At 67.4% G+C, this 17,684-nt stretch carries 10 protein-coding genes; 2 read left to right on the top strand and 8 right to left on the bottom strand.

Features of this window, described 5'->3' with window-relative positions; genetic code table 11:
- Nucleotides 1-2,031 (bottom strand): alpha-1,4-glucan--maltose-1-phosphate maltosyltransferase, encoded by a 2,031-nt coding sequence (locus K254_RS0120250; RefSeq protein ID WP_026556876.1) that lies wholly within the window; start codon nucleotides 2,029-2,031, stop codon nucleotides 1-3.
- Nucleotides 2,032-2,255: 224 nt separating this feature from the next.
- Between K254_RS0120250 and glgP the strand changes: the two genes are divergently transcribed.
- On the top strand, nucleotides 2,256-4,871 hold the full coding sequence (glgP, locus tag K254_RS0120245) for an alpha-glucan family phosphorylase (protein WP_196811021.1): 2,616 nt from the start codon (nucleotides 2,256-2,258) through the stop codon (nucleotides 4,869-4,871).
- Between the two features lie 114 nt (nucleotides 4,872-4,985).
- Here glgP and glgX read toward each other — a convergent pair whose 3' ends face one another.
- The 6 genes from glgX to K254_RS0120215 all read right to left on the bottom strand — a co-directional run bounded on the left by glgX (nucleotide 4,986) and on the right by K254_RS0120215 (nucleotide 11,739).
- Nucleotides 4,986-7,244, bottom strand: coding sequence for a glycogen debranching protein GlgX (gene glgX / locus K254_RS24465; RefSeq protein ID WP_051389441.1), 2,259 nt, complete (start codon nucleotides 7,242-7,244; stop codon nucleotides 4,986-4,988).
- A gap of 1 nt (nucleotide 7,245) precedes the next feature.
- Nucleotides 7,246-8,247, bottom strand: a complete 1,002-nt coding sequence (gene rlmB / locus K254_RS0120235) for a 23S rRNA (guanosine(2251)-2'-O)-methyltransferase RlmB (protein WP_026556874.1) — start codon at nucleotides 8,245-8,247, stop codon at nucleotides 7,246-7,248.
- 203 nt (nucleotides 8,248-8,450) lie between these two features.
- Nucleotides 8,451-9,878, bottom strand: coding sequence for a cysteine--tRNA ligase (gene cysS, locus K254_RS0120230; protein WP_026556873.1), 1,428 nt, complete (start codon nucleotides 9,876-9,878; stop codon nucleotides 8,451-8,453).
- 9 nt (nucleotides 9,879-9,887) lie between these two features.
- Complete coding sequence (gene ispF / locus K254_RS0120225; RefSeq protein WP_026556872.1) at nucleotides 9,888-10,391, bottom strand: 2-C-methyl-D-erythritol 2,4-cyclodiphosphate synthase; 504 nt, start codon at nucleotides 10,389-10,391, stop codon at nucleotides 9,888-9,890.
- Nucleotides 10,388-11,164 (bottom strand): 2-C-methyl-D-erythritol 4-phosphate cytidylyltransferase, encoded by a 777-nt coding sequence (gene ispD, locus K254_RS0120220; RefSeq protein WP_026556871.1) that lies wholly within the window; start codon nucleotides 11,162-11,164, stop codon nucleotides 10,388-10,390. The genes ispF and ispD overlap by 4 nt, the downstream gene beginning before the upstream one ends.
- A gap of 92 nt (nucleotides 11,165-11,256) precedes the next feature.
- Complete coding sequence (locus K254_RS0120215) at nucleotides 11,257-11,739, bottom strand: CarD family transcriptional regulator (RefSeq protein WP_026556870.1); 483 nt, start codon at nucleotides 11,737-11,739, stop codon at nucleotides 11,257-11,259.
- Between the two features lie 319 nt (nucleotides 11,740-12,058).
- Here K254_RS0120215 and K254_RS0120210 point away from each other — a divergent pair, with 319 nt between their 5' ends.
- Nucleotides 12,059-12,637 carry a hypothetical protein gene (locus tag K254_RS0120210; RefSeq protein ID WP_051389440.1) on the top strand — a complete coding sequence of 193 codons (579 nt, stop codon included), beginning with the start codon at nucleotides 12,059-12,061 and terminating at the stop codon, nucleotides 12,635-12,637.
- A gap of 145 nt (nucleotides 12,638-12,782) precedes the next feature.
- On the opposite strand, the gene K254_RS25065 is transcribed toward K254_RS0120210, so the two are convergent.
- Nucleotides 12,783-17,609 carry a glycoside hydrolase family 35 protein gene (locus tag K254_RS25065; RefSeq protein ID WP_155848639.1) on the bottom strand — a complete coding sequence of 1,609 codons (4,827 nt, stop codon included), beginning with the start codon at nucleotides 17,607-17,609 and terminating at the stop codon, nucleotides 12,783-12,785.
- Nucleotides 17,610-17,684 lie beyond the last annotated feature (75 nt).

Here is a 17,684-nt window from a genome sequence, read left to right as displayed (position 1 = left end):
CTACCTCCGCACGTGCAGGATGTGGGCCGGTTCCGTGTGGGCATCCAAGCGGAAGAAGTTCTCACTCCCCCAGTTCCACACCGCCCCGCTGATGAGATCCTCCACCTCGAAGGTGCCGTCGGCCTTGAAGTGGTCCAGATCCAGGGACGCCAGGTCCAAGGTGACGGTGCCCTGCCGCGCACTGTGCGGGTCAACATTGACCACCACGATGATGGTGTCCTTGTACGCCGGGTGGCTGGCCGTGGCCGGAACCCGCTTGTGCTTGCTGAACACCAGCGTGGCATCGTCCGTGGACGCATGGATGGTGAGGTTCTCCAGATCCAGCAGAGAGGGATGCGCCTTCCGGATGGCATTCAGGCGCGTGACGTAGGGTGCCAGCGACCGGCCGGAGGCCTCGGCAGCGGCGAAATCGCGCTCCTTGTATTCATACTTCTCGTTGTCGATGTATTCCTCGGCACCGGGGCGTGCCACATGCTCGTAGAGCTCGTAGCCGGCGTACATGCCCCACAGCGGGCTGCCGGTGGCGGCGAGCACGGCGCGGATCTTGAAGGCCGCCGGACCGCCGTACTGCAGATACTCGGTGAGGATGTCGGGGGTGTTGACGAAGAAGTTGGGCCGGAAGTACGACGGCGACACGGTGCTGATGTGCTGCAGGTACTCCTCGAGCTCGGCCTTGGTGTTGCGCCAGGTGAAATAGCTGTAGGACTGCTGGAATCCGGCCCGGCCCAGGGCCGCCATCATGGCCGGACGGGTGAACGCCTCGGCCAGGAAGACGACGTCGGGGTGTTCGGCGTTGACGGTGCCGATCAGCCACTCCCAGAACCACACGGGCTTGGTGTGGGGGTTGTCCACGCGGAAGATCTTCACGCCGTGGTTGATCCACAGCTTCACGATCCGCAGCACCTCGGCGCTCAGGCCGGTGGGATCGTTGTCGAAGTTCAGCGGGTAGATGTCCTGGTACTTCTTGGGCGGGTTCTCCGCGTAGGCGATGGTGCCGTCAACGCGCGTGGTGAACCATTCGGGGTGCTCGGTGGCCCAGGGGTGGTCGGGTGCGCACTGCAATGCCAGATCCAGTGCCACCTCAAGGCCCACGGACGCAGCCTTGGCAACGAAGGCGTCGAAGTCTTCGAAACCGCCCAGATCCGGGTGGATGGCGTCGTGGCCGCCGTCGGCCGAACCGATGGCCCAGGGCGAGCCGGGGTCCGCCGGGCCGGCGACGAGGGTGTTGTTCGGCCCCTTGCGGTTGATCGTGCCGATCGGGTGGATCGGGGGCAGGTAGATGACGTCGAAGCCCATCGCGGCGACGGCGTCGAGCCGGTGGGCTGCGGTGCGGAAGTTGCCGCTGGTCCACTCGCCCGTCTCGGGGTGGCGGCGGGCCCCCTCCGAGCGCGGGAAGAACTCGTACCAGGCCCCGCGGCCTGCGGCGTCGCGCTCCACCTTGATGGGGAAGCTGCGGCTGCTGGTCACCAGATCGCGCAGCGGAACGCGTTCGACGGCGGCGCGGACGGCACCGGAGAGCCCGGCACCCAGGCGTTCGGTGGTGGAACGGGAGTCATTGGCGAGCACTGCGGCCGCCTCGGTGAACACGGCGGCCTCGGCATCGCTGCGGGCCGGATCGTCCGCGGCGGCGGAGAGCAGGGCGGCGCCTTCGGCCAGCATGACCTCAACATCCACACCCGCCTCGATCTTGACGGTTGCGTTGTGCTCCCAGGTGGCGAAGAGATCTGTCCACCCCTCGATGTGGAAGCTCCACTGCCCCTGGCTGGTGGGCGTCAATGTCCCCGTCCAGCCATCGGTGCCGGCGCCGGCGGGGGCCAGGGCGGTGCGCTGGACCTCAATGCCGTCGGGGCCGCTCAACACGGCTGTCACACCCAGCAGGTCGTGGCCCTCGCGGAAAACGGTGGCGCCCACGCGCAGATCGGCTCCGGGAACCGCCTTGGCGGCCACGGCGCCGTCGTCCACCACCGGGAAAACTGCCGTGATCGGGATGCGGCCCACCCGCAGTCCCTGCCGCGGATCGGCTGGTGCCAAACCCTTTTCGGGCGCCTTGGCACCGGTTCCTGAGCTGGTCCGTCGATCGGCTTTCGCCTGGGAGGTAGTCACAGGTTAGACGTTAGCGAGATTGGTCCTCGATTGCTAAGGCCGCCGGTGTATTACCGACTGTGGCGCGTTGTTGACGGCGTGTCACACGTAATTTACCTATTGGTATCCATCCCCCGGTGGTGGCGTCATTCTTCTGCGCTAGTGTGGCGCAGATGAAGGCGATCCGTAGATTGACAGTCCGCACCGTACTCCCCGAGTCCATCGCTCCGTTGGCGCGTCTGGCGACCAATCTCCGCTGGTCCTGGCACCTGCCGACCAGGGAGCTCTTTGCCTCGCTCAACCCGGAAATCTGGGCCGACAGCGCCCACGACCCCATTACCTTCCTCGGCTCGGTGAGCCGCGAACAGCTCCAGACGCTCGCCGCGGACCCGTCCGTCGTCGAGCGCGTCCGTGCCGCCGACGAGAACCTCAACCACTACCTTTCCTCCCCCCGCTGGTACCAGAGCCTGGGCGAGGAAGCGCCGGAGTGCATTGCGTACTTCTCCCCGGAGTTCGGCATCACGGAGGTGCTGCCGCAGTACTCCGGCGGTCTGGGCATCCTGGCCGGCGACCACCTCAAGGCCGCCTCGGACCTGGGCGTGCCGCTGATCGGCGTCGGGCTCCTCTACCAGGCCGGCTACTTCAAGCAGTCCCTCTCCCGTGACGCCTGGCAGCAGGAAACCTATCCCGTGCTGGACCCCGACGGGCTTCCGCTGACGCTGCTGCGCGAGGCCGACGGCACGCCGGCGCAGGTGTCCCTGCCGCTGCCGGACGGGCGACGGCTGCTGGCCCACATCTGGCGCGCCGATGTGGGCCGGGTGCCGCTGCTGCTGCTGGACTCCAATGTCTCAGGCAACGACGACAACGCCCGCGGCATCACCGCCCGGCTGTACGGCGGGGGCGGCGACTACCGGCTCCAGCAGGAACTCCTGCTGGGCATGGGCGGGGTCAAGGCGCTGCGCACCTACGCCCGGATCACCGGCGGCCCCGAGCCGGAGGTGTTCCACACCAACGAGGGCCATGCCGGCTTCCTGGGCATCGAGCGCATCCGCGAACTCATGGACCCCGCCGTCACGCCCTATCCGCTGGACTGGGACCAGGCACTGGCCGCGGGCCGCGCCTCGACGGTGTTCACCACCCACACCCCCGTCCCGGCCGGCATCGACCGCTTCCCCCGTGCGCTCGTCAAGCACTTCTTCGACGCCGGGCTTGCTCCGGGTGTTCCGGTGGAGAGCGTGCTCGGGCTGGGCAGCGAGAACTACGACGGCGGCGACCCGGCCATGTTCAACATGGCCGTGATGGGCCTGCGCCTGGCCCAGCGGGCCAATGGTGTGGCCAAGCTGCACGGCGTGGTCTCCCGTGGGATGTTCTCCGGGCTCTGGCCGGGCTTCGACCACGCTGACGTGCCGATCACCTCCGTCACCAACGGCGTGCACGTGCCCACCTGGGTGGATCCGCAGCTCAGCGCGCTGGCCGCGGACAGGTTCGGCAAGGACGTTTTGGACGGCCCCGACTGGTCAAAGGTCTACGAGGTCAGCGATGAGGACGTCTGGTCGATGCGCCGCCTGCTGCGCTCGGCCCTGGTGGAGGATGCCCGGCGCAGGCTGCGTGCGTCCTGGAAGAAGCGCGGCGCCTCCGACGCCGAGCTGGCCTGGACCGATTCGATCCTGGACCCGGATGTGCTGACCATCGGGTTTGCCCGCCGCGTACCCACCTACAAGCGGCTGACGCTGATGCTGCGCGACCCCGCCCGGCTCAAGCGCCTGCTGCTGGATGAGAAGCACCCGATCCAGCTGGTCATCGCCGGAAAATCCCACCCCGCCGATGACGCGGGCAAGAAGATGATCCAGGACCTGGTCCGGTTCACCGACGACCCCGAGGTCCGGCACCGGATCGTGTTCCTGCCCAACTACGACATCGCGATGGCCCGCACGTTGTTCCCGGGCTGCGATGTCTGGCTGAACAACCCGCTGCGCCCCCTGGAGGCCTGTGGAACCTCCGGCATGAAGGCTGCCATCAACGGCTCCCTGAACCTCTCCGTCATGGACGGCTGGTGGGATGAAATGTACGACGGCGAAAACGGCTGGGCCATCCCGACAGCCAACAACGGCGCCAGCGCGCAGGAGCGGGACGACATTGAGTCCGCTGCCCTGTACGAGCTGCTGGAGACCCAGGTGGCTCCGCGCTTCTACGGAACCACCGTGTCCGACGGGGCCGGCGCTGCTGGACCCTCGGAGGCCGACGCCGAGGGTGTGCCGACGCACTGGATCTCGATGATCAAGCACACCCTGGCCCACCTGGGCCCGGCCGTCTCGGCCGAGCGCATGGTCCAGGACTACGTGGGCCTGCTCTACCGCCCCGCCGCGGTCTCCGGCCGACACGCCCGCGCCGATGGCTTTGCGCAGGCAAAGTCGCTGGCGGCGTGGATCTCAAAAGTTCGCTCCGGCTGGCCGCAGGTGGTCGTGGAGCGCGTTGACTCCACCGGCGTGAGCGATGACCCGCAGATCGGCGACGCCCTGACGGTCCAGGCCTATGTGGCGCTCGGTGCCATCCGGGCCGAGGACGTTCTGGTGGAGGTGGCCTATGGCCGGGCGCTGGAGAGCGACGAGCTCATCGAGACGACGCTGGCTCCGCTGGCGGCCGTGCGCGATCTGGGCAATGGCCGCCACCTCTTCGAGGCAGACGTCGTGATCGACCGCTCGGGCAGCTTCGGCTACACCGTGCGGGTTCTGCCCCAGCACGAGGCGCTGGCATCGCCGGCCGAGCTTGGGCTGATCGTCAACGCCTAGGCACAATGGACGAAAGGCTCCGCCCCCTCCGTTGCTTCGGAGGGGGCGGAGCCTCTTGCTTTGTGGAGCCGTACCGGGGTCTCGACAGGATCGACCACCGGGAGCCGTGCGGGCCTAGAGGGCGAGGCGGTCGCTGTAGATCTGGATGCTGTTGGCCGGCACCGTGACGGCTCCGCCATAGGGAGCCACCGTTGCGGCCTGCCGGCCGCCGGCGGCCGGCAGTGCCTCCGTGGCCGGAGGCGCTGCGGAATCCCCCGGTGTGGTGGCAGCCTTCTGGGCGGTGGACAGTTCCAGAGTCCAGCCGCCGTCATCGTCCCCGGCGGGCGGCGGAACGGGCACCACGGCCGCAGCCTCGGAGGCGGAAGCGGCGTCGGCCACAGCCGGTGTTGCAACGGAAGCGGCATCGGCAGGGGCATCGACGGCGGCGTCGCACCGTTTCGGCAGGTGGAATTCCACATCCTCCAGGGAGGCGTTGAAGACGATCAATCCATCCAGCTTTCCAGCCGCGGTGCCGGTGAACATCTGCAGCACGCGGCCGTGGGGATCGCTCCAGCGCTCGCCCGTCATGAGCTCGCCGTCGGCGCCGAACCAGCGCAGCTGGTCGCTCTCGCCCCGCTCCAGATAGCTGGCCGGCTGGCTGGCAAGGAATTTCTTGCGGATCCGGATCAGCGACCGGGTGTCATTGAGCATGGACTGTGCATCCTCGTCGAGATTCCAGTCCAGCCAGGTGATCTCGTTGTCCTGGCAGTAGGCGTTGTTGTTGCCACCCTGCGAACGGCCCATCTCATCGCCGGCCGTGATCATTGGTACGCCCAGGGAGAGCAGCAGGGTCGCCATGAGGTTGCGTGCGGACTGGGCCCGGGCACCGTTGACGGCAGGGTCGGTGGTGGGGCCCTCGACGCCGTGGTTCCAGCTGTGGTTGTTGCTGCTGCCGTCCCGGTTGTCCTCGCCGTTGGCCTCATTGTGCTTGGTGTCGTATGCGGTGAGGTCAGCCAGCGTGAAGCCATCGTGGGCCGTGACAAAGTTGACGCTGGCCAGCGGACTGCGCCCGGAGGGGCCGAAAAGCGCCGCCGATCCGGAGAGGGCATCGGCAAGCTGCGAGATCGGGCCCGCACCGCCGCCGGCGTGCAGGGAGGCTGCATCGCTCAGCCAGATCTGGCGGACATAGTCGCGGAAGTGGTCGTTCCAATCGTGCCACTCCTGGGGGAAGCGGCCCGTCTGCCAGCCGCCATAGCCCAGATCCCAGGGCTCGGAAATCAGTTTGACGCCATCGAGCTGGCTGTCGGTGCTGGCTGCCAGCAGGAAGGGATGCTCGGAGTTGAACTCATTGTCCGAATCGCGGCCAAGGGTGACGGCCAGATCGAAGCGGAAGCCGTCGATGTGGAAATCCCGCACCCAGTACCGCAGGGAATCCAGGGCCAGTTGGATGACCCGGGGTTGCGAGAAGTCCAGCGTGTTCCCACAGCCGGTGGTGTCGATGTAGTTCCCGTTGTCATTGCGGTAGTACGTGCGCTCGGCCAGTCCGCGCCAGCTCACCGCGGGCCTGTCCGCGGCGCCCTCGGCGGTGTGGTTGAACACCACATCCAGAATCACCTCGATGCCGGCCGCGTGGAGCAGCTTGACCATGCCCTTGAGCTCGTTCTGCACCGCCTGCGGACCAGCGGCCCGGGCAGCGGGGCTGGCGTAGGAGGTTTGCGGGGAAAAGAAGCCCAGCGAGTTGTAGCCCCAGTAATTGGTCATGCCCGTGCCCTCTAGATGGGGCTCGTCCAGGTGGAAGTGGATGGGCAGCAGCTCGATGGCCGTGACTCCCAGATCCTTCAGATGCCGGATCATGGCCTCGTGGGCGATGCCGGCATAGCTGCCCCGGATATCCTCGGGAACGTCCGGATGCAGCATCGACTGGCCGCGGACATGTGCCTCGTAGACGATGGTGTCGCGCCACGGGGTGTGCGGCCGGGTGTCGTTGCCCCAGTCGAAGCTGTCGTCCATCCGCACGGAGGCGTACAGCGGTGCCTCATCGGTGCCGTAGTTGTCGATGAACCGCCCATAGGGGTCCAGCAGCAGCTGCTCGGTTTCCGGCTCAATGCCCGCACCGGCGCCGGGCTCGGCCCGGTAGCCGTAGCGCGAGCCGATCGGCATGTGCTCCACCACGCCGTGGTGGACTCCGGCCGCGTACTCCGCCAGCTTGACGGCGGCCCACGGCCCGCCCGGCACCTGGTAGCAGAGCACCACATGCTCCAGATCCGGGGCAAAAACGGCGGCGTTCACGGTGTCCGCCGGATTCCCCTTGCGCGGGGCAGTGAGCCCCAGCGGCGAAGGCCGCGAGAGCGAAACACCCAGTAGCTGGGGCGCGTTGGACACCGTGACGGCCATGTTAGACCCCGGCAGTGCGCTGCTTGGAGATCTCGTACAGGCTGATGCCGACGGCCATGGACGCGTTCAGCGACTCCATGGCCGAGTCGATCGGGATGGATACGATCTGGTCGCAGTTTTCCCGGACCAGGCGGGAAAGACCCTTGCCCTCGGAGCCCACCACGATGCAGATGGGTTCGGTGGCGAGCTCAAGATCGGGCAGCGAGACGTCGCCGTCGCCGTCCAGGCCCAGAACGTAGATCCCCATGTCCTTGAAGGCGCCCAGGGCACGGTTCAGGTTGGGGGCCTTGGCCACCGGCACGCGCACGGCAGCACCGGCACTGGTCTTCCAGGCCGACGCCGTCACGCCCACGCTGCGGCGCTCGGGCACGATGACTGCGTGGCCGGCGAAGGCGGATACGGAGCGGATGATCGCACCGAGGTTGCGGGGGTCGGTGATGCCATCAAGCGCGACGAAGAGCGGGGCGTTCTTGATGTACCCCTTCTTCCACTTGGCAATGGTCTCCTGGGCCATGTCAACGGCGTCCTCGTACTCGTACGGGGGGATCTGCAGAACCAGGCCTTGGTGGACGGCGTCCTCCGTCATGCGGTCCAGCTCCGGCTTGTGCGTCTCCATCAGCGGGATGCCGCGCTCGGTGGCCAGCTTCAGGGATTCGCGGACACGCTCGTCCATCTCGATGCGCACGGCCACGTGCAGGGCCTTGGCCGGGATGCCGGCGCGCAGCGCCTCAACCACGGAGTTGCGGCCGGTGACCATTTCCTCTGTCGCACGGCCCTTGGGGCCGCTGCGGCGCTGCCCGGTGCCGCCGCGGTTGCCGTCGCCGTGCTTGGCGGCAGAGCGCTCTGCCAACTCCTTGTTTTTGAACGCCTTATGGTACGTGCGCTCGGATGCCTTGGGGGTGGGACCCTTGCCCTCAAGCGCCTTGCGGCCGAGCCCGCCTGTGCCCTTGCTGGGGCCCTTCTTGAGCTTGCGCACGGCGCCGGGGCGAGAACTGTTGGCCATCTTGAAACCCTTACGGTTGGAACGGGGACTTGGTGTGGACCCCAAAAACAAGTGAACTGCGCTTAGCAACTTTTGTCAGCGTCGGGCGGGGAACACTCTTACCCGCAGACTTAGTTTACGTGGCATGACCAAATTCTTCGCCCCGGGGGGTGTGTGATATTGCTTGCGGGTTTGTTGCGCAGCAGCACCCGGCCATGCCGAGACTAGTTCCGGCGCAGCGACCAGCTTGACCCGGCGGCGGAATCGGCAATCTCAATGCCGGCGGCGGCCAGGGCATCGCGGATGGCATCCGATGCCGCCCAATCCTTGGCGTCGCGGGCCGCGGCCCGGGCGCGGAGCTGGGAGCCCACCAGGGAATCCAGGGCGGCCATGGCACCGTCCGCGGCACCGCCGTCGTGCTCCTTCCACGGCGCCTGCAGCGGATTGATGCCCAGGGCCCCCGTCATCACGTAGACATCGCGGAAGGCCTCGGCCACGCCGTCGGCATCGCCGGCGGCGAGGGCCGTGTTGCCCCGGCGGACGGCATCGTGCACCACGGCCAGGGCCGCGGGGACGTTGAGATCGTCGTCCATGGCGGCCTCAAAGGCGGCCGGTGCACCGGCCAGGCCGGCGGGAACGGCGTCGGCGTCCAGCATCGCTGCGGCGTTGGCCAGGAAGCCTTCGATCCGCTCGACGGCGGCGGCGGCCTCGGCCAGGGACTCCGGGCGGTAGTCCAGCACGGAACGGTAGTTCGCCTGGCCGAGGTAGTAGCGCACCACCAGGCCCTTGGCCTCGGCCAGCAGCTCGACCGGCCCCACGGTGTTGCCGATGGACTTGCTCATCTTCTCGCCGCGGTAGGTGACCAGGCCGTTGTGCAGCCAAAAATTGGCAAAGGCGTGGCCCGCGGCCTGCGACTGGGCCATCTCGTTTTCGTGGTGCGGGAAGCGCAGGTCAAGGCCGCCGCCATGGATGTCGAAGGCGCTGCCCAGGTACTTGCCCACCATGGCAGAGCATTCCAGGTGCCAGCCGGGGCGGCCTGCACCCCAGGGGCTGGGCCAGGCGGCGGTGGCAGGCTCCCCCGCCTTGTGGCCCTTCCAGAGGGCGAAGTCGCGGGCGTCCTTCTTGCCGCGCGGATCGGCGTCGGGAGCGGCCTGCATATCGTCGATGTTCTGCCGCGTCAGCGAGCCGTAGGCGGGCCAGGAGCGCACATCGAAGTACACATCTCCCGAATCATCCAGCGCCGGGTAGGCATGTCCGGCGTCGATCAGCTGCTGGATCAGGGCATGCATCTCCGGGATGTGGCCTGTGGCGCGGGGCTCGTAGGTGGGCTTCTGCACCCCGAGGGCGTTATAGGCATCCTCGAAGGACTGTTCAAAACGGTAGGCCAGCGCCCACCACTCCTCGCCGTTTTCGGCTGCCTTGTCAAGGATCTTGTCGTCGATGTCCGTCACGTTGCGGACCACCGTGACGTCCAGGCCGCGGTAGCGCAGCCAGCGCGTCAGCTGGTCAAAGGCGATGGCCGAGCGGACGTGGCCGATGTGCGGCTCGCCCTGCACGGTGGCGCCGCAGTAGTACAGCGACGCCTTCCCCTCAATGAGCGGGGTGAAGTCGCGGACGACGGCGGTGGCGGAATCATAAAAGCGCAGGGTCACCGCTCCAGATTAGCCCACGGCCTCCGCTGCCCGGGTGTGCACCACCAGAGCCGTGGCGATGGCCGCGATCCCCTCGCCGCGCCCGGTGAATCCAAGCGCATCGCTGGTGGTGGCGCTGACTGACACGGGCGCACCGGCGGCCTTGCTCAATGCGGCCTCCGCCTCCGCCCGGCGCGGGGAAAACTTGGGCCGGTTGCCCACGAACTGGACGGCGATGTTGCCGATCTCAAAGCCCGCTGCCCGCACAATCCGGGCAGCCTCGGCCAGCAGCACCACGCCGTGGGCGCCCTTGAACTCGGGGCGGTCGGTGCCGAAATGCGTGCCCAGATCCCCCACGCCGGCGGCGGAGAACAGGGCATCGGCCGCAGCATGGGCCACGGGGTCCCCGTCGGAATGGCCCGACAGACCGCGTTCACCCTCCCAGTGCAGGCCGGCCAGCCACAGCGGCGCCGGCTCGCCGGCCGGCGCATAGGCATGCACGTCCACGCCGATGCCGGTGCGCGGAAGCGTCATCCCTCCACCCACCGCGGTGCCAGCGGACCCTGCAGCATGGCCTCGGCCAGCAGCAGATCGGTGGGGGTGGTGATCTTCAGGCTGTGGGCCGATCCGTGCACCACGTATACGGGCACACCCATGGCCTCCACGAGCATTGCGTCGTCAGTGATGGCGGCCGATTCCTCGGCGCTGAGGCCGGCGGCATGGCTGTGGGCCTGGCGCAGCGTGGCCAGGTCAAAGCCCTGCGGGGTCTGGATGGCGCGAAGCTGGCTGCGGGCCGGAGTGCCTGACACCAGCTCGACGCCGGGGCTTCCGGCGGGTGCCTGCGTGACGGTCTTGACCGTGTCCACCACGGCCAGTGCGGGGACCACGGCCAACGCTCCGCCGGCGAGGGATTTCACCACGCGGTGGTACACCTCGGCAGGCGTGAGCGGCCGGGCGGCGTCGTGGATCAGCACGCTGGTGCTGTCGGCATCCACCACTGCCAGGGCTGCGGCCACGGACTCGGCCCGGGTGCTGCCGCCGTCGACCACCGTGATCTGCGGGCTGTCTTCGCCGGCGGCTTCCACCGTCAGGGATTCAACGATGGCACGCAGGGCTTCATCGCCCGTGGGCACTGCCACGGCGATCTGGTGCGCGACGCCGGCGGCCAGGATGCCGCGCAGGCTGTGCACCAGCATGGGCTCGCCACCGAGCGGGACCCTCGCTTTGGGTACGCCATGGCCCAGGCGTTCGCCCGATCCGGCGGCCACCACCAGTACGGCAATCTTCAACTGCACCGATTCATTCATGCCCCAAGGGTATCCCCGGGCAGAAAGAAACCCCGGCACCATGCGGTGCCGGGGTTCATGGCCATCGGCCAACAATTTCACACGGGCTGTGCCTAGGAGGCCAGAACCTCGTCCAGCACGGTGGCTGCCTTTTCCTCGTCCGTCTTCTCCGCCAGGGCAAGCTCGGAGATCAGGATCTGGCGGGCCTTGGCCAGCATGCGCTTCTCACCAGCAGAGAGGCCGCGGTCGTGGTCGCGGCGCCACAGGTCGCGGACAACTTCCGCCACCTTGATGACATCGCCGGACGCCAGCTTCTCCAGGTTCGCCTTGTAGCGGCGGGACCAGTTGGTGGGCTCCTCCGTGAACTCGGCGCGCAGCACGTCAAAGACATGCTCCAAGCCTTCCTTGCCCACTACATCGCGGACGCCAACCAGGTCCACGTTTTCCGCCGGTACTTCAATGGTTAGGTCACCCTGGGCCACCTTGAGCTTGAGATACATCTTCTCTTCGCCCTTGATGGTGCGCATCTTGATCTCTTCGATCTTGGCTGCGCCGTGGTGGGGGTAAACTACTGTCTCGCCGACCTCAAAAAGCATGTGGATTCTCCCTTTCCCGGCTTCCAGTTTACCACGCTCTACTGCCCAGTTCGTTGAGTTTTCGCAGGTCAGGGGCCGCTGGAGCTACGCCGACAGCGCAAGATGAACATCGGGGGCAATTCCGGCGACCCCTTGACGAAACGCAGTTAAGGTGCAGTTCACATTCTCCGGAGGCACGTCATGTTCCCCCCGCACCCCGGGCCAGCGCACGGCCCCACCGGCGCCGGCGGCGACGTCGAAGTCCCCGAAACGCGCGTGGCGGCAACAGCGGATAAGCTGGAGGCAGATATTTCTGACCTTTTCCTGAGGAGTTATAGACGTGAGAATCGCTGCCGGCATCCGGGGAACCACTCGCATACAGCGCATCAGCCTGATCGCAGCCATTGGCCTGGGGGCCATGGCCGCCACCGGCTGCAGCTACATCAACCCGCAGTCCACCACCATGACTGTGTCCCCTTCCGACGGCGTCCGCACGGACCTTGGCAAGCTGGAACTGCGGAACATGGTGATCGTTTCCGATGGCGACGGCGCTGAGGGCCGGCTGATTGGTGCCGTGTTCAACACCTCCGAGTCCCCCATCACCCTCACGGTGAACGGTGCCGCCGGTGCGCAGACCCAGGTCGTGGTCAAGCCGGGCGTGCCGGTCTATCTGACCAAGGATTCCGATGAGGCCCTGCTCAGCACCGTCAAGACGCATGCCGGCGGCATGGAAACGGTCAAGCTGACCCAGACGGGCCCCGGCCAGCAGACGTCCGAGCTCGGGGTTCCCGTGCTGGATGCCGCCCTGGCCGAGTACAAGGGCCTCGTGCCCACCCCGTCGCCGACCGCCGAGGCCACCTCGACGTCGACCTCCACGGCAACGGCGACCGCTACGGCAACGGCAACCGCCAACCACTAGCTCCACCGGTTTCGAACACGATTGCCGCCGGGGAACATGGGATCCCATGTTCCCCGGCGGCAATGATGTTCATTTCCGCCGGCAGGCGGACAAGGAAGGGCCTCACTCCACGCGGAGTGGGGCCCTTCCTGCATGCTGATGGAGCCTAGTGGCTGCCCTGGCGCCGCCGCACCACGGTGAACACTGCCAGCCCTGCACCGAGCATCAGCACCGAGAGGCCGGCCAGCAGGGACCCGCTCCAGCCCGTGTTGGCCAGACCGCCGTCGGCTGCCGGCGTGGAGGCGCCGTCCGCCTGGGCCGGACCGCCCACCGTCAGCGGCAGCACCACATGTCCGGGCTGTCCATCGGCGCCGATGCCATCAATGACGATGGTGTGCTCCCCCGGGGCCAGCCCCTGAGGGATGGTGGCCTGCAGCTGCACCGTGCCGTCGGCCGAAACCACTGCCGTACCCAGCACTATAGGATCCGAGTGGACTGTGAACGTGGCCACCGTGCCCGGCTTGAAGTTGCTGCCGGAGACGGTGATGCTGGCGCCGGGCAGCAGGTTGGCGTTGTCCACCGTTCCCTGCACGACGCCGGCGAATGTTGGCTGGGGCGGGGCTGTGGCGCTGGACGTCGGCCCCTCGGTCCCGGTCCCGGTCGCGGTGGCCGACGGCGAGGCCGTTTCGGTGGGCGTCGCCGTCTCCGTCGGAGTGGAGGTTTCCGTGGCGGTGGCGGTTGCCGTGGCGGTGGCGGTTGCCGCCGCGGTGACGGCGACGGGCAGGGTCTTGCTGCCCAGTACGGCGCCGGAAACGGCATCCAGTACATTCACGACGGCGTTGTAGCTGCCGGTGGCGGCGTAGGCGTGCTTGAGCGAGAACGCGCCGGCGGCGACTGCCACCTGCTGGACCGGCGTGCCGTCGCCCCAGTTGACGCTGGCCTTGGCGATGGCACCGTTGACGAGTGCGGGCAGAGCCAGGGTTCCGCTGACGGTGGTCTCCTGGTCCGGCTCCAGCGAATCGTCGCTGGCCGAGGCAGAAACGGTGGCCGCCGGGTAGGCCGGCGCCGCCTCCTGCTTCCGGGCCACGCCGCCCAGGGTGGTGCCCCGGTCCACTATGGTGATGGACTCCGGGCCCTGGCCGTCACGCTCGGTCGTCATCGCGACGGCGAGCTCGTTCTTGCCGGACTTGTCCAGGAATCCACTGGGGATGGTGAAGGTGTCCTGCGGGCCGACGTTGCCGACCCAGGTGCCGATGTTCCACCCATTGACGTAGAACACCGTGCGGGCGAAGTCCTGCCGGCCGGCGGCGAACCGGCTGGAATTGATCTTCAGACCCAGCGCGGTGTCGGTGCCGGCGGGGACGTTCAGGTCAAAACTGGTGCGGTACCAGGTGACGCCGGCCTTGGCGGGCTTGAGCGACGTCGTGGAGGCCCAGCTGCCATCCGGGTATCCGGGCAGGTGCCAGCCGGCACGCTCTCCGTAGAGGCCGCCGGTGTTGTAGATGGTGCGGTCCACATCCACCGGGACTGCCTTGTCCTTGGCGCCCTGGATCTTCCAGACCACGGGGCCCGTGGCGGACAGGCCCGCATCGAACAGGCCACGGTTCTGGCGCGACAGTCCGTCGTCGCTCCAGTCCAGGTTCTGGCCGTTGTTGCGCACCAGCACAGAGACCACCGTTGCCTGGCCGGCGGACACGGCACCGGCGGGAACGTTGATGGTGGCCATGCTGCCATTGGCCGAGGCCGCCCCGGCGTAGGTGCCGTTGACCCATACGAGCATATTGCCCGCGCTGCCGCCCTGGCCCTTGAGCTGGAGGGAGGTGAAGGCGCTGCCGGCGGTGAAGTGTGCGCGGTACCAGGTGTCGCCCTCGTAGAAGCCGTAGAACGCGGTGTCCAGCACCTTGCCCTGGACCGGGCCAGGGCCTTGGCGGGTGTTGGCCGCGGTGGTGGCGTTGGCCACCGTCCAGGCGCTGTCATCGAAAGCGGTGTCGGACTCGGGGTTTTCACTCGAGACCTTCCAATTCACCAGGGCGGGCAGCACTGCCGGAGCCGGGCCGGCGAGCGAACCGACCAGCTGGCCGGCGGCACCCACGGCGGTGGCCAGCGGGGCGCCGTTCCAGGTCAGGGCGGTGGTTCCGGCCGGGGCAAAGACGGAGATGCTGCCGGCGGCGTTCATGTCACCCGTCAGGGCCACGGTGCTGCCGCTGAATTGTGCGGTGCGCACCAGCTGGGCTCCGTCGACGAAGACCGTCTTGTTGGTGGTTCCGCCGGCGACGGCGCCGTCGACCTTCCACTGCTTGGCGGTGGCCGTGCGGTCCGTGGTGAACACCGTCAGCGGCGTGGTGCCGCCGCCGGTGATCTTCACGACCGTGCCGTTGCCGTGCACATAGTTCAGGCGCAGCATCTTGGTGGCGGCGTCCCAGGTGCTTTCGACGGCGGTGCCGCCAAGCGTGGTGACCTGCGGGGCGGAGGCGTACTGCAGCACCGTCTCGCCGTCGTCGCCCTTGGTTCCATTGAGCGCCAGCAGCGTGCCGCCACCGGCGGGCATGGTGGCGAAGAGCTCGGAGGTGGAGTACATCAGCTTCTGGCCGGCAAAGGCATAGTCGGCCACCAACATGGAGGCGTCGCGGCCGTGCAGCTTCAGGAAGGTGCCGGCCTTCTGTGGAACGCGGGCAAAGCTGACAGCATCCGGCGCCGGGACGACCACCGCCGGGGCGTCCGTCTCGATCGCATCGAGGCCAATGAAGGTGCCATCGGCTGCGGCGTTGCCCTTGACGCCTGTGTTGACGACCTTGATGACATGGTCGACGGCGGGATCGAGCCCGGTCTTCTCAAAGGCCATGAACTGCGACTGGCCGTTGGCATTGCTCACATAGGTGTTGGTCTGGCCCGCCTTGACGCCGTCAATGAAGACATCGGCAAGGGCGTGGTTGGTGGCCTGGGGCGAAATGATCCGCACCAGGGATCCGTGGAAGGTGTACTCGTAGAACGCGCCGGTGGTGCTGGAGAAGGTCTGCGTGCCCTTGTAGTCGTTGGCCGTCCAGACCTTGCCGGTGGCATGGGTCCACTGGGAAACGCCGGGGCTGGACTCGGAGTACCGGATGCCGGCGGCGACGTCGTCAACCTTGGCCGCCGTGGCGGGTGCGGGGGCCGTGACATCGAAGGCATCGACGCTGACAAAGGTGCCGGAGCTGCCGGCGTCCTTCTGGCCTGTGACGACAATCTTCAGCTTGTGCCCACCGGCCGCCAGATTGTCAGCCTGGAAGGCGACGTACTGGTAGGCGGCATTCTGGCCGCGGAAGGTGTTGGTCTGACCCACCTTGACGTCATCGATGTAGACATCGCCATAGCCGTGGTTGACCGACTGCGGGGAGATGACCTTGATTCCGGTGCCGGTGAAGTTGTATTCCAGGTAGTCCCCGGTGGTGGCAGAGAAGGTCTCGGTGCCCTTGTAGTCGCCCGCCGTCCAGGACTTGCCCGTGGCGTGCTCCCAGGCCCCGTGGTACGAAATGCCTGCCACGTCCGTGTCGTCGGTGGTGTACGTCTTGGCCACCACCTGCTCGGCCGGTCCCAGCGTCAGCGGGAACGAGAAGCTGGCGTCGGTGGTGGTGTTGCTGCTGGACTGGCGGAAGCCCAGGTAGCGGGCGCCATTTCCGGTGGCGGACGTGGCCGCCTTGTTCTCGGTGGTGATGCGCTGGTACGAGTTCACGGTGCCCGCACCGTCCACCAACACGGTGGGCCCGGCCTGCGGGACGGCGCCGGAGATGGGCGCGAAGCTCTGCTGGAAGTAGCCCAGCTCCTTCTGCGTGGTGAACTTCGGCGTCATCTGCCGGTCCTCGTTCAGAGCTGCACCGTAGTCATAGGAGGTGAAGCCCGACGACGGCGATCCCGTCCAGCCCCAGTTGGTGCCGCCGTACTCCATATAGGTGTTGTACACGGTGGTGCCGTTGGAGATGTTGTTGACGCCGAACTGGCGGGTGAAGGACGTATCCGCGAAGGTGGCGCACTGGTCCGTGTTGAAGCTGGCGCCCCACGGGGTGAAGGCGCCGCCCTGGCCCTCGGCCACAAACTGCGGGCCATTGGGCGCCGTGGCACGGAACTGCGTTTCGCGGTCGGTGATCTGTCCGCGGGCGTTGGAGCAGGTGAAGCCGAGCGGGTAGGTGTCGTAGGCGTAGAAGTCCAGCCCCACGTTACCGCCGGCGCTGGCCTTGCCCGGCACAAAGGCCCCGTTCATGCCGTAGTCGTTGTGGAACAGCGGAACGGTGATGCCGTCGGCCTTGATCTTGGTGGTCAAGGCCTGCATGAACGCCGGACGGTCGCCGCCCTCGTTCAGCAGCTCGTTTTCCGCCTGGTAGATGACAATGCTGCCGCCACCGTCGGTGATCTGGTGGCGCTTGGCGATGGTGTTGAAGGCTTCGATCCAGCTCAGCGAATTGCGCAGGTTCTCCGGATCCATGCCGCGCAGCGACCCGGCGCCGCTCTTGGTCATGTAGACGGGCAGGCCGCCCATGGAGATCTCGGCGTTGACGTAGGGGCCGGGGCGGGCGATGACGTACAGGCCCTCCTCCTCGGCCATGTCCAGCAGCAGGTCGATGTCCTTGATGCCGGAGAAATCGAACTTGTCCGGCTCGGTGGAGTGCAGCCCCCAGAAGAAGTAGAGCGAGACGGCGTTGAAGCCGGCGGCGCGCAGCTTCTGGAAGATGTCGCGCCACTCGTTGGTGCTGGGCAGGCGCCAGTAGTGGAACTCGCCGGACCAGACGTTGAGGCGTTCGCCGTCGACCTTCAGCGACTTCTCATCGAAAGTGACGGTGTGGGGCCTGCCGTCATTGCCGGGGAAGTTGACGGCCTTGGCCTGCTGGGCCACGGCCGCCTCGATGGGTGCCGCGGGCGCGGAGCCGGTTGCCACTGCCGGCGAGGCCATGCACATCAATCCCAACGCTGCGGCGGCCGCGAAGGCCCCCGCTTTCAAACGCCTGCTTACTGGAGCTGTCATATGTGGCATCCCTCTGGCGGCGGCCCGGACACTCGGCCGAAACGAATATTTCCCCTCACCATATGAGCCAGATCA

Source organism: Arthrobacter sp. 35W (assembly GCF_000482545.1).
Taxonomy (GTDB): domain Bacteria; phylum Actinomycetota; class Actinomycetes; order Actinomycetales; family Micrococcaceae; genus Specibacter.
This window is presented reverse-complemented; position numbering and strand designations above follow the sequence as displayed.